This is a genomic window from Roseateles sp. (assembly GCF_046300915.1).
GTDB lineage: Bacteria > Pseudomonadota > Gammaproteobacteria > Burkholderiales > Burkholderiaceae_C > Kinneretia.
In genome coordinates this window covers 1-10,295 of sequence record NZ_JBKCLH010000123.1, presented here as the reverse complement: position 1 = coordinate 10,295, position 10,295 = coordinate 1, and the positions used below count along the sequence as shown (strand labels likewise).

Sequence of the window (10,295 nt, the reverse complement as noted above, 5' to 3'; positions counted from 1 at the left end):
GTAGCAGGCGCGCCCTGCTGCGGCGTCCGCGCCTGCTACTGGCCGACGAACCCACGGCCAATCTGGACGACGAGAACGCCGCCGCCAGCCTGGACCTGCTGCAGCAGGCTGCGGCAGAGCAGGGCGCGATCCTGGTGCTGGCCACCCACGACGGTCGGGTGGCCGAGCGCCTGGGTGAGCGTTTGCCAAGCCTGGTCCTGCCCAAGCTGCTCGGAGCTCAGCCATGAGGGGCGGCGTGTTGGCCCTGGCCTGGCGCTATCTCTGGGCCCGCCCTCTGGTGTCTGGCCTCAACCTGCTGCTGCTGAGCCTGGGGCTGGCGGCGGTGAGTTTTGTGCTGCTGGTCAGCGAGCAGATCGAGGCCGGTGTGCGCCGCGATCTGGCCGGGGTGGATCTGGTGGTGGGCGCCAAGGGCAGCCCCATGCAGATCATGCTGGCGGGCCTGTTCCACCTGGACGTGCCCACCGGCAACATCCCGCTCACCGCCCTGGACGAGCTGCGCGCCCAGCCCCTGGTGGCCAGTGCCGTGCCCCTGTCCCTGGGCGACAGCCTCAAGGGCTTCCGCATCGTGGGCACTACGTCCGACTACCCCGTGCTCTACCAGGGGCGTCTGGCCGAAGGGCGTTGGTGGGCCCAGCCGCTGGAGGCGGTGCTGGGCGCCGAGGTGGCGCAGGCCACCGGCCTGCGCCTTGGCGACAGCTTTGCCGGCAGCCATGGCCTGGGCGGGGGGGGCCACGAGCATGGCGATCATCGCTACCGGGTGGTGGGCGTGCTGGCGCCGGGAGGCGCCGTGCTGGACCGTCTGGTGCTGACCGACCTGGCCTCGGTCTGGAAAGTGCATGAGGACATGCATGCGGTGGACGAGTCCGACCGCCGCGCCCTGGAGGCCGAGCGCGAGATCACCCTGGCCCTGGTGCGCTACCGCAGCCCGCTGGCGGCCGTGAGCCTGCCGCGCTGGGTGAACGCCCAGGACGGGCTGCAGGCCGCCGCCCCGGCCCTGGACACAGCCCGTCTGCTGCGCATGGTGGGCGCGGGCACCGAGGTGCTGCGCGGCTTTGGCGCGGTGCTGCTGCTGGCGGCCGGGCTCTCGGTCTTTGTGGCCCTGCTGCACGCGGTGCGCGAGCGTCAGGGCGACCTGGCCATGCTGCGCATGCTGGGGGCGCCGCCGTGGCGGGTGGGCCTCTTGATTGCGGCCGAGGCGGCCTGGCTGGCCTTGTTGGCCAGCGCCCTGGGCCTGGCCCTGGGGCATGGCTTGACGGCTTTGCTAGGCTGGGTGCTGGCCCAGCAGCAGTCGCTGCGGGTGGTGGGCGGCTGGTTCTCGGTCTGGGAGCTGCTGGTGCCGGCCCTGGCCCTGCTGCTGGCTTTGCTCAGCAGCGCCTGGCCGGCCTGGCGCGCCTACCGCCTGGACGTGACCGAGCTGCTGCAGGCGCCGCACTGAGCGTCTCAATGAACGCGCTTTCATCGTTTTTCTCTTGAGGTATCGCCATGAAGTTTTTCCCGCATGCCCTGCTGATTGCCCTGTCGCTGAGTGCCACGGGCGCGCTGCAGGCACAATCCCAGCCTGCGCCAGCGGCTGCCAAGTCGCTGAGCGAGCATGTGAAAACCGATATCAGCCGCCACCGCGCCATGGCCAAGGCCCATGAGGAAGCTGCTCGTTGCCTGGAATCGGGCGAGAGCGAAGAGCGCTGCCAGAAAGCCCTGCTCGCGGCCTGCCGCGGCCTGGCCATCGGCAAATACTGTGGCTTGAAACATGAACACTGAGATGTCCAAGACAAATCGCCGGCTTTCGAGCCTGTTGGCTTCGGCCTTGCTGGCGGCTGCGGCCCTGCCGGTGGCCGCTCAAGCGCCGGCCCTGGGGCAAGGCCCCGGCTTTCACGATCCGCGCAGCCCCTTCAAGCCGCTGCAGGAGCGCGAGGGGGTGCTGTCCTGGCCCCTGCTGTCCTCCGTGACGGTCAAGGCCGAGAAGAACAAGCTGGTCCCCAGCTTTCCGGCGGCCGTGCAGGCCCTGGACAAGAAGACGGTCAAGGTGCAGGGCTTCATGATGCCGCTGGAGCCGGGCGACAAGCAGCGTCACTTCCTGCTTTCCTCGGTGCCAACCAGCTGCTCCTTCTGCGTGGCGGCCGGGCCCGAGGGCCTGATCGAGGTGCGCAGCAAAACCCCCGTGCGCTACACCCTGGATCCGGTGACGGTGGAAGGCCAGATGTCCGTGCTCAGCAACGATCCCTATGGCCTGTTCTACCGCGTGACCGAGGCCCAGCCCGTCGCCGCCAACTGAGACAGGGCTCAGCCTGCGGCGCTCAAGGGGCCAGACGCTCCCTGAGCCAGCTGCCGTCCGCCTGCAGCTTGTAGCTCAGGCGGTCGTGCAGGCGCGACGTGCGGCCCTGCCAGACCTCCCCGCGCTCCGGCAGCAGGCGGTAGCCGCCCCAGTGCGGCGGGCGCTCGGGGTTCAGGCCGTGCTGGGCGGCGGCCTTGGCGGCATTGGCCACCAGCACCGCGCGCGAGCTGATCACCTGGCTCTGGGGCGAGGCCCAGGCGCCCAGGCGCGAGTCCAGCGGCCGGGAGCGGAAGTAGGCATCGGACTGCGCGGCCTCCACCTGCTCCACCCGGCCCTCGATGCGCACCACCCGCTCCATCTCCACCCAGTGGAACTGCAGGGCGGCAAAGGGGTGAGCGGCCAGCTCGCGGCCCTTGCGGCTCTCGTAATTGGTGTACCAGACCAGGCCGCGCTCATCGATGTCCTTGATCAGCACGATGCGGGTGGAAGGCCGTCCCTCGGGGCCCACCGTGGCCAGGGTCATGGCATTGGGCTCGGGCACGCCGGCCGCCAGGGCCTCGTCCAGCCAGGTCTTGAACTGCTGCAGGGGCTGGCCGGCCACCTGCTCCTCGACGAGCTCGCCTTGTTCGTAGCTCTTGCGCAGATCGGATAGTTTGCTCATGCCCGCCAGTATGCAGGAGGGCGCAAGCCCATGCGCCGGGCTCGCAGCCAGGCTCACAGAAAGTCCGCCTGCGCCCACAGACCCAGACTGCCGCGCTGGGGCATATTGGCCAGCAGTGCGGCTGGCCCGCCTGCGAGCCGACGCCAGGCTCCGCCCAGCTGCCAGCGCTGGCCCTGCCACTGCAAGCCCAGGCCCAGGCTGTGGCCGCCATCGGCAGGATGATGGAGCAGGTCGGCGCTGAGCTGCCACTCACGCAGCTCGCCCGTCTGCCAGCTCCAGCGCAGCAGGAGATTGCGGCGCTGCAGGCTGCCCGAGCCGCGCTGCAAGGGCGCGAGCTGCTGCAAGGCCATCTGCGCCCGGCGCTGGGGAGGCTGCGCGCCTGGCGCCCCGCTCAGCGTGTCCAGCATGCCCTGCCAGCGCTGCCAGTCCGCATCGCTGCTCGCCATGCCGTCGTGCCAGGCTTCCAGGATCCAGCTGTGGGCGCTGCCCTCGGGCGTCCACTGGGCGCCCAGCAGGGTTTGCACGGCATCATGCTGCCAGGCGGGTTGCCAACGCAGGCCGGCGGGTTCGCCAAGCACGCTTTCCCAGGCCGCATGCCGTTGGCGCCAGCGCAGCGAAGCGTAGAGGCTCAGGCTGTTGCCCATCACGGTCTGGGTCGCCAGGCCCAGGCTAGCGCGCTCGCCACGCCCCAGTCGGGCGTAGGCATAGACGTCTTGGCTGCCATGCCGGCGGTACCAGCGCAGCGCCAGGGCAGCCTCACGGTCCAGGGCCTGGGCGGGCTCAGCGGCGCTCACGGCCTCGCCCAGACGCTGGGGGTTCACGGCCACCAGACTCCAGGCCTGATCCGCGTCGAAATGCTCCAGCATCAGCAAGGCCTGACCCCGCAGCGTGCTGGGCAGCAGGCCGCGACGCCGCTCCTGCTGCACCATATCGTTGGGGCGAAAGCCCCAGCCCACATCCCAGCTGAGCACCTTGCGCCCGGCGGTCCAGGACCAGTTTTCGTGGCTGGCCGAGAGCGCGGCTTCCTGCAGCTGGGCCCGTGCCTGCCAGCCTTCGCCCCGCGCACGGTCGCCGTACTGGCGCGTCAGGCGCCCCGTGGCTGCGATCAGCAGCTGGCTCTGCCCGGGCAGATCGCTGCGCTCGTGCCGCAGCGTGAGCTCATGCGCCTGTTGACGGCTGTCAGAGCGGGCCGGGCCGGCCGCCTGAAGCAAGGCGGGGGCGAGCCGTGCCGCCTGGGCCAGCGGCCCCTGCTGCAGATTCGCCGTCTGCGCCTGCCACTGGCTGCTCCAGCTGCTTTTGAGCGTCTGGGCCTGGGCGGGCAGCAAGCAGCCCAGGCCCAGCAGCAGGAGTGCGTGCCGCAAGGCCATGCCGAGGGAGGGACGCAGCAGCCTCATTCCAGCACCGGGCTGCGGCTGAGAAACATGGGGTTGAGCCAGGCCTCGGGGATGCGTCGCTCCCGCCGGCCCTGATAGCTCACGCGGGTCTTGCGCTCACCGGCGAGTGCGTCCTCCAGCATCATCTCGCTGACCATGCCCTGCGCATCCAGCTGGTAGCGGGCCCGCTTGGCCAGCTTGTCCGAGAGCAGATAGAGCTCCGCGCGCACCGGCTCGCCGCGAGCCTTGCCCAGCCAGAGCTCGATGCGCTGATAGCTCAGACCCTTGCGCTGAGCGCGCAGGCTCAGATGCAGACAGCTCCGTACCGCGGGGCCGGCCGCCTCCTCGCAAGGCGCCTCGCCGCGCAGTTCCCCGTCATAGTCATCGGCCCAGTTCAGGGTGGCGATGTCACCGGTGGAGGCTTCGCCCAGAATCTTCTGGCTGGGCGTGATGCGCACCGGCCGCTGACTGCTGGGCAGGAAGAGCCAGTAGTCCTCTCCCAGCATCAGCACCTTCTGTCCCTGTTCGGCCGGGCTGCGCATCAGCACCAGGCTTTTCTCCAAGCCCTGGCTCAGGACGGTGTAGCGGCGCTCGCGGCTGACGCTGCCATCGGCCGCCAGCTGCTGCACCAGGGTGTGGATCTCCAGGTGGCTGCTGCCGGCACGCCGTGCGTCGGCGCGCTTGAGCAGCTCCTGCACACGGGTATCGGCCTGTGCCGTGAGCGGCGGGAGCAGCTGAGCAGCCGCCATCAGCAGGCCCAGGAAAGAGAGCTTGAGTCGGTGTGTCGTGGTCTTCATGGTCTTGCGGACGGTGCAGAGTCAGACATGGGCCAGGGCCTGGGGAATGGGCTGGCGAACACTGCGGGCTGCCACCCAGGCACTGCAGAGCAGGGCCAGCAAGGCGATCAGGGCGATGACGGCCAGCACCATGTCGGCGCTCAGCTCCAGCTGCAGCGGATAGCCCTGGCTGCGCCCCGGCGGTGGCGGCATTTGCAGATCCACCAGCATCAGGACGACGCTCAGCGCCAGGGCCGTCAGGGCGCCCAGCAAGCTGCCGAGACTGCCCAGCAGCAGGCCTTCGGTGGCAAAGCTTGCAATCAGCTGCCCGGGCCGGGTGCCCAGGGCGCGCAGGGTGCCGATTTCGCGGGTGCGCTCGATCACGCTCATGGCCATGGCATTGGCCAGCACGCAGACCACGATCAGCGCCAGGATGCTGCCCAGGGCGCCGAAGATGCGGTTGTAGAGCTGGCGCACCGCGCCGTAGAAGGGGGCCAGCTGCTCCCAGTCCTTGAGCGCCAAGGCGGGCCAGCGCGCCTGAAGACGCTCGCGCAGCGCGGGCGTCTGGCTCATGCGCTCCAGAAACAGGCCCATGCTGCTGACCTTGTCGCTGTCCAGCAGGGTCTGGGCGGTGGCGATATCGGTACAGACCAGGCGCTGGTCCAGATCAGGCACACCGGTCGAGACCACGCCCGCCACGCGGACATCGATGGCGTTGAGCGCGCCATGCGCGGTACTGGCCATCAGGGTCAGGCCGCTACCGGGCGTGGCCCTGAGGCTGCGTGCCAGCCCCTCGCCCAGCAGCACGCGACCACGCTCGCCATCGTTCAGCAGCTGCCCGCTCTTCTGGGTCAGAAAGGGCCCCTTGATGGCGAACTCCGCATCCGGGCTGATGCCCACGCCCATCATCAGCGCCGACTTCTCGCCATTGCTGATCAGTCCCCCAAACTGCACCCGCGGCAGCACATGCCTGACCTCGGGCTCGGCCAGCAGGGCCTCGCGCAGCGCCTGCCAGTTTTGCAGACCATGCTCCAGCGGCTGGGCCTCATCGCCTTCGAAGCTCTGGGGCATGCCCAGCACCAGATGGCCGGTACTGCGTGCCGAGGCTTCGGCCAGGCCGGTGTAGGTGTAGCGCGCAAAGCCGGCCGCGACCAGGATGGCGGCCGTGCCCAGGGCGGCAATGCTCAGCGTGACCAGCGAACGGCGCCGGTTGCGCAGCAGATTGCGCGCCGCGAAGTCCAGCCAGCGCAGCTGTGTGTTCAAGACGGTGTAGCTCATGCGGCGGCCTCGCTGGGAGTTGGGTTCAGGGTGTAGTCGGCGAGCCTGGCGTCCTGCAGCCGACCGTCCTCCAGCTGCAGCACGCGGTCGCAGAAGAGCAGGGCGCGGGCGTCGTGGGTGGCCATGAGCACGGCCGCGCCCTGGGCCTTGGCACGCTCACGCAGCAGTTGCAGCACCTGGGTGGCCGTGTGGCTGTCCAGGCTGGCGGTGGGTTCATCGGCAATGATCAGGCGGGGCTGCTTGACCAGGGCGCGGGCAATGGCCACCCGCTGGCGCTGACCGCCCGAGAGCGCATCCGGGCGCTTGGCCGCGTGCTGCTCCAGACCCACGTCCGCCAGCATGCTGGCCACGCGTGCGGCGCGCTCGGCCTTTGTCAGGCCTTGAAGCAGCAGCGGAAAGTCCACGTTGTCGGCCACGCTCATCACCGGCACCAGATTGAAGCCCTGGAAGATGAAGCCCAGCGCGTCGCGCCGCAGCTGGGTCAGGGCGTGCATGCCCATGCCGCTCAGGGGACGGCCTTGCCACTCCAGCTGCCCCTGGTAGTCCGCGTCGATCAGACCGGCGATGTGCAGCAGGCTGCTCTTGCCGCTGCCCGAAGGACCCGTCAGGGCCAGGATCTCGCCCTCGCGGATCTCCAGGTCCACGCCCCGCAGGGCCTCGATACGGTGCTGTCCCAGCGGATAGCGCTTGCGCAGGCCGGCCAGGCGCAGCAGGGGCGCGCTGCTTGCTGTGTGAGGGGCGCGCATCAGCCCAGCTCCTTGAGCAGGCTGCGGGCGGCCGCGGCCTGCGGCAGAGCCTGGTCCACGATGCGCTGGGCCAGCACACGGGCCTGCTCGGCCTGCTGCTGCTTGAGCGCCTGTCGTGCGGCGCTGAGCCAAACACTGCCGCGCAGCCCCGGTGCGCTGTCCGCCAGGGCCGGATGGTTCAACACCTCCTTGAGCAGGCGTTCGCCGCGCTCCTGGCGCTTGAAGATGCCAGGCAGGGCCAGAAAAGTCTGGGCGGCATTGGCGCGCACCTGCAGCGCCAGGGCCGAGCCCAGCACCTGCTGCCGCTCATGTTCGGGACGCAGCAGCTGCAGGGCCTTGTCGATCTGGGCCAGTCCATCCTCGACGGCCTGCAGCTTGGTCCAGGGGGCCCAGGCGTCGCGCCCCTTGAGGGTCAGGGTCGTGCCCAGATAGCTCAGCAGCAAGGGGTTGGCGGGCTGTTGCGCCAGCAGCCGCTCCCAGGCCTGCTGCGAACGCTGGACCGCCGCCGTGTCGCCCCGCGTGGCCGCCAGGAACTGCTGCAGCGCTTCATTGAGCGCCCGTGGATCGAGGGCGGGCGTCACGGCGGCGGCAGGGCTGAGCGCGGGATGCGCCTCGGGGCTGGACGCGGTCTGGGCGCGCAAGGGCTGCGCGGCTGTCATCAAGATCAGGGACAGCAGAACCGTGCTCAGGCACAGGGCAGGGCGGTAGTTGAGAGGTGACATGGCAGCTCCATCGCTTGATTGATGGACGCAGTCTGGCCTTGGCCATGGGCCGCGGCCACCGGCTTGCGATCGGCCGTCCTGGCGTGGCGCGAGTTGCCGCCGCGGGTCGCGAGCCGCTGTGCAGAGCCATCCCCGAGCGGCGCATTCGCGCTGCGGCTGCCGCGGGGATCAGTACTTTCTTCTAAGTGAACGCCCCAGTAACCAGCGCTGCCAAGCCTGGGCATGCTGTGAACTGCGTCGGGAGACCGACAAATGTCCTAGCCCCACCCTGGGATCAGCATCAGCAAGGAACCATGGTGACCCAAACGAACGGCCGTCCTCTCGTGCTTGTGCTCGCTGCCGGGCGCGGAACGCGTTTTCGCGGCAAGGGGCACAAGCTGGAACAGTCCCTGGGCGCGGACACGGTGTTGGAGCGGACCCTGGCCACCGTGATGGCCACAGGGCTGCCCATGGTGGTCGTCAGCAGCGCGCAGCTGGCACCCGCGGCGCGACGCCTGGTCGCCAGCCGGGATGTGGTGGTCATGCCCGAGCACGATGCCCGCGGGCGGCCGGAGCCCATGGGCATGGGGCACTCCATCGCGGCAGGCGTGGCGGCCACGGGCGATGCCTCGGGCTGGCTGATCGTGCCGGCGGACATGCCCTTGCTGCAGCCCCACAGCATCCTGGCCGTGGCCGCAGCACTCGGCCAGAACCCGGTGGTCTATGCCCAGTACCGCGGGCAGCGCGGCCATCCGGTGGGCTTCAATGCCGAACTCTTCTCCGAGCTGGTCGGCCTGCAGGGCGATGAAGGTGCGCGCCGCATTCTGGCGCGCTACCCCTCCCTGGGCCTGGAGCTGGACGACCCTGGGGTGCTGATGGACCTCGACACCGAGGCGGATCTTGAGCGCCTGCGCGCCCATGACGCGCCCGTCCCTGCGTCCGAGCCGGACCCTGAGCTGAGCGCCGACAGCAGCCGCCGCTGAGCCACGGCCCGTGGCCCGTCATGCATTCGCGCCTCGTTGGCGTGCATGGCCGGCTTGGTAACCAATTTGTACCCATGCTGGGCGAGATTTGCATCGCCCCGGCAGCGGAGTGCGTGTAATATGGTTACGTAAATTCCATCCAAAGAGTTACATCACTGCATCGCATGAACACCACCCTGAGCCGTGTCACCGAGCGAATCCGTGCCCGCAGCGCGGCCACCCGCGAGCGCTATCTGTCCCTGATTGAGCGCATGGCCGCACGTCCGCGCGGCGTGGAGCGCATGGGCTGTGCGAATGTGGCCCATGCCGTCGCGGCCATGCCGGCCCATGACAAGCTGCGCATCGTGGCCGAGAAGGCGCCGCATCTGGCCGTGGTCACGGCCTACAACGACATGCTCTCGGCCCACCAGCCCTATGAGGCCTATCCGGCCCAGATCCGTGCGGCGGCGCAGGCGCGCGGTGCCACGGTCCAGGTGGCCGGCGGCGTGCCCGCCATGTGCGACGGCGTGACCCAGGGTCAGCCGGGCATGGAACTCAGCCTCTTCTCCCGCGACAACATCGCCATGGCCACGGCCGTTGCGCTCTCGCACGATGTGTTTGACGCGGCCCTGCTGCTGGGCATCTGCGACAAGATCGTGCCCGGCCAGCTGATCGGGGCCCTGCATTTCGGTCATCTGCCCTGCGTCTTTGTGCCCGCAGGCCCCATGAGCTCCGGTCTGCCCAACAAGGACAAGGCCAAGGTCCGCGAACTCTATGCCGCCGGCAAGGTGGGTCGCGAGGAACTGCTGAAGGCCGAGTCCGCCGCCTATCACGGCGCCGGCACCTGCACCTTCTATGGCACGGCCAATAGCAACCAGATGCTGCTGGAGGCCATGGGCCTGCATCTGCCGGGTGCCGCCTTTGTCCATCCGCACGACGGCCTGCGTCAGGCCCTGACGGATGCTGCCGTGGATCAGGCCCTGGCCATCAGCCCACGCGCGCGCTACACCCCCATCGGCCGGGTGGTGGATGAGCGCTGCATCGTCAATGCCATGGTGGCCCTGCTGGCCACCGGGGGCTCGACCAATCACCTCATCCACTGGGTGGCGGTGGCACGCGCCGCCGGCATCCTGATCGACTGGGACGACTTTGCCGAGCTCTCCGCCGTGGTGCCGCTGCTGGCCCGCGTCTATCCCAATGGCGAGGCCGATGTGAACCAGTTCCAGGAGGCCGGCGGTCCCGGCTTCGTGATCCGCGAGCTGCTGGACGCCGGCCTGATGCACGAGGATGTGCTGAGCATCAACGGTGACTCCCTGCGTCCTCAGACCCGCCTGCCCACCCTGGCCGCCGACGGCAAGCATGTGGCCTGGCAAGAACTGCCGGCCGCCAGCGGCGACGCCAGCGTGCTGCGCGGCGTGCAGCAGCCCTTCAGCGCCACGGGCGGCCTCAAGCTGCTGCAGGGCAATCTGGGTCGCTCGGTGATCAAGGTTTCGGCCGTGCCCGAGGACCGCCATGTGATCGAGGCC

General features: G+C 69.6%; 11 protein-coding genes and 1 pseudogene. 6 read left to right on the top strand and 6 right to left on the bottom strand.

What is annotated here, in order from left to right; all coding sequences use genetic code 11:
* The 4 genes and pseudogenes from ACK5F2_RS09160 to ACK5F2_RS09145 form a co-directional block, all read left to right on the top strand.
* Window positions 1-227: pseudogene (locus tag ACK5F2_RS09160) on the top strand (ABC transporter); the annotation flags it as partial.
* Window positions 224-1,435, top strand: coding sequence for an FtsX-like permease family protein (locus ACK5F2_RS09155; protein ID WP_409864235.1), 1,212 nt, complete (start codon window positions 224-226; stop codon window positions 1,433-1,435). The pseudogene ACK5F2_RS09160 and the gene ACK5F2_RS09155, both read left to right, overlap by 4 nt.
* A gap of 47 nt (window positions 1,436-1,482) precedes the next feature.
* Entirely contained in the window at window positions 1,483-1,758 is a 276-nt protein-coding gene (locus tag ACK5F2_RS09150; RefSeq protein ID WP_409864234.1) for a hypothetical protein, read from the top strand.
* A 1-nt stretch (window position 1,759) separates the two neighbouring features.
* A complete protein-coding gene (locus tag ACK5F2_RS09145; protein ID WP_409864232.1) occupies window positions 1,760-2,272 on the top strand; it encodes a DUF3299 domain-containing protein in 513 nt (170 codons plus the stop codon).
* 22 nt (window positions 2,273-2,294) lie between these two features.
* On the opposite strand, the gene pdxH is transcribed toward ACK5F2_RS09145, so the two are convergent.
* The 6 genes from pdxH to ACK5F2_RS09115 are packed head-to-tail and all read right to left on the bottom strand — an operon-like array spanning window position 2,295 to window position 7,828.
* Complete coding sequence (gene pdxH, locus ACK5F2_RS09140; protein WP_409864231.1) at window positions 2,295-2,933, bottom strand: pyridoxamine 5'-phosphate oxidase; 639 nt, start codon at window positions 2,931-2,933, stop codon at window positions 2,295-2,297.
* A 53-nt stretch (window positions 2,934-2,986) separates the two neighbouring features.
* The gene (locus tag ACK5F2_RS09135) at window positions 2,987-4,327 is read right to left on the bottom strand and encodes a hypothetical protein (RefSeq protein WP_409864229.1); all 1,341 of its coding nucleotides are present in this window, start codon (window positions 4,325-4,327) and stop codon (window positions 2,987-2,989) included.
* Window positions 4,324-5,103 carry an outer membrane lipoprotein-sorting protein gene (locus ACK5F2_RS09130; RefSeq protein ID WP_409864227.1) on the bottom strand — a complete coding sequence of 260 codons (780 nt, stop codon included), beginning with the start codon at window positions 5,101-5,103 and terminating at the stop codon, window positions 4,324-4,326. Before ACK5F2_RS09130 ends, ACK5F2_RS09135 begins: the two co-directional genes overlap by 4 nt.
* Window positions 5,104-5,124: 21 nt before the next feature.
* A complete protein-coding gene (locus tag ACK5F2_RS09125; protein ID WP_409864226.1) occupies window positions 5,125-6,360 on the bottom strand; it encodes an ABC transporter permease in 1,236 nt (411 codons plus the stop codon).
* A complete protein-coding gene (locus ACK5F2_RS09120) occupies window positions 6,357-7,106 on the bottom strand; it encodes an ABC transporter ATP-binding protein (protein ID WP_409864225.1) in 750 nt (249 codons plus the stop codon). The genes ACK5F2_RS09125 and ACK5F2_RS09120 overlap by 4 nt, the downstream gene beginning before the upstream one ends.
* Window positions 7,106-7,828, bottom strand: a complete 723-nt coding sequence (locus tag ACK5F2_RS09115; RefSeq protein ID WP_409864224.1) for a hypothetical protein — start codon at window positions 7,826-7,828, stop codon at window positions 7,106-7,108. The genes ACK5F2_RS09120 and ACK5F2_RS09115 overlap by 1 nt, the downstream gene beginning before the upstream one ends.
* A 296-nt stretch (window positions 7,829-8,124) precedes the next feature.
* Here ACK5F2_RS09115 and ACK5F2_RS09110 point away from each other — a divergent pair, with 296 nt between their 5' ends.
* Together ACK5F2_RS09110 and ACK5F2_RS09105 are read left to right on the top strand one after the other, a co-directional pair.
* Complete coding sequence (locus tag ACK5F2_RS09110; protein ID WP_409864223.1) at window positions 8,125-8,790, top strand: NTP transferase domain-containing protein; 666 nt, start codon at window positions 8,125-8,127, stop codon at window positions 8,788-8,790.
* A gap of 164 nt (window positions 8,791-8,954) precedes the next feature.
* Window positions 8,955-10,295 (top strand): dihydroxy-acid dehydratase (locus tag ACK5F2_RS09105; RefSeq protein ID WP_409864221.1); only part of this gene is annotated, 1,341 nt, incomplete at its 3' end.

Bases quoted from the DNA above. Each gene is read 5' to 3' on its own strand.
- ACK5F2_RS09155 (WP_409864235.1), top strand. From the start codon at position 224: ATGAGGGGCGGCGTGTTGGCCCTGGCCTGGCGCTATCTCTGGGCCCGC.
- ACK5F2_RS09150 (WP_409864234.1), top strand. From the start codon at position 1,483: ATGAAGTTTTTCCCGCATGCCCTGCTGATTGCCCTGTCGCTGAGTGCC.
- ACK5F2_RS09145 (WP_409864232.1), top strand. From the start codon at position 1,760: ATGTCCAAGACAAATCGCCGGCTTTCGAGCCTGTTGGCTTCGGCCTTG.
- pdxH (WP_409864231.1), bottom strand. From the start codon at position 2,933: ATGAGCAAACTATCCGATCTGCGCAAGAGCTACGAACAAGGCGAGCTC.
- ACK5F2_RS09135 (WP_409864229.1), bottom strand. From the start codon at position 4,327: ATGAGGCTGCTGCGTCCCTCCCTCGGCATGGCCTTGCGGCACGCACTC.
- ACK5F2_RS09130 (WP_409864227.1), bottom strand. From the start codon at position 5,103: ATGAAGACCACGACACACCGACTCAAGCTCTCTTTCCTGGGCCTGCTG.
- ACK5F2_RS09125 (WP_409864226.1), bottom strand. From the start codon at position 6,360: ATGAGCTACACCGTCTTGAACACACAGCTGCGCTGGCTGGACTTCGCG.
- ACK5F2_RS09120 (WP_409864225.1), bottom strand. From the start codon at position 7,106: ATGCGCGCCCCTCACACAGCAAGCAGCGCGCCCCTGCTGCGCCTGGCC.
- ACK5F2_RS09115 (WP_409864224.1), bottom strand. From the start codon at position 7,828: ATGTCACCTCTCAACTACCGCCCTGCCCTGTGCCTGAGCACGGTTCTG.